This window comes from Planococcus sp. ANT_H30, assembly GCF_008369335.1.
Classification (GTDB): domain Bacteria; phylum Bacillota; class Bacilli; order Bacillales_A; family Planococcaceae; genus Planococcus; species Planococcus kocurii.
On record NZ_VOBJ01000022.1, the window covers coordinates 1 to 861 of the forward strand.

Sequence of the window (861 nt, forward strand, 5' to 3'; positions counted from 1 at the left end):
TGACAGGCAGGCATGTTAACCGCTACACCACGGGACCATTTGGTTGCGGGGGCAGGATTTGAACCTGCGACCTTTGGGTTATGAGCCCAACGAGCTACCGAACTGCTCCACCCCGCGACAATACTATTTTCTTACGATTAACATTGTGAAATTTAAAACAACGCGTTCACTATGTAAGTGTAAATGGTGGAGGATGACGGGATCGAACCGCCGACCCTCTGCTTGTAAGGCAGATGCTCTCCCAGCTGAGCTAATCCTCCATGAAATTGGTGACCCCTACGGGATTCGAACCCGTGTTACCGCCGTGAAAGGGCGGTGTCTTAACCGCTTGACCAAGGGGCCGTACTTTTAAAAAGAACTTCTGGCGGAGAGCAAGGGATTCGAACCCTTGAGACGGTTGCCCGCCTACATGATTTCCAATCATGCTCCTTCGGCCACTCGGACAGCTCTCCATATTTGGCTCCGAAGGTAGGACTCGAACCTACGACCATCGCATTAACAGTGCGGTGCTCTACCACTGAGCTACTTCGGAATAATTATTCAGACTGGCAACGTCCTACTCTCACAGGGGGAAACCCCCAACTACCATCGGCGCAAAAGAGCTTAACTGCCGTGTTCGGGATGGGAACGGGTGTGGCCTCTTTGCCATCATTACCAGACTGAATTTATTTTGAAAGACAAGTTTTATTATACCATTAGTACCGGTTTTTTCAAGCTTTTTTTACAAAAACTTTCTTATTCTTTCAAAACTGGATAAACGACAGGTGAAACAAGCAAGTTTTTCGCATACAATGTGTTGGTTAAGTCCTCGATCGATTAGTATTCGTCAGCTGCACGTATCGCTACGCTTCCACCTCGAAC

At 48.2% G+C, this 861-nt stretch carries 5 tRNA genes and 1 rRNA gene; all 6 read right to left on the minus strand.

Features of this window, described 5'->3' with window-relative positions:
- Positions 1 to 40: 40 nt before the first annotated feature.
- Positions 41 to 117, minus strand: a tRNA-Met gene (locus FQ085_RS17925).
- 67 nt (positions 118 to 184) lie between these two features.
- Positions 185 to 260: transfer RNA gene (locus tag FQ085_RS17930), tRNA-Val, on the minus strand.
- A 7-nt stretch (positions 261 to 267) separates the two neighbouring features.
- A tRNA-Glu gene (locus tag FQ085_RS17935) sits at positions 268 to 342 on the minus strand.
- Between the two features lie 20 nt (positions 343 to 362).
- Positions 363 to 452: transfer RNA gene (locus tag FQ085_RS17940), tRNA-Ser, on the minus strand.
- Positions 453 to 457: 5 nt separating this feature from the next.
- Positions 458 to 532: transfer RNA gene (locus FQ085_RS17945), tRNA-Asn, on the minus strand.
- An 11-nt stretch (positions 533 to 543) separates the two neighbouring features.
- A 5S ribosomal RNA gene (gene rrf, locus FQ085_RS17950) occupies positions 544 to 659 on the minus strand.
- Between the last annotated feature and the right edge of the window lie 202 nt (positions 660 to 861).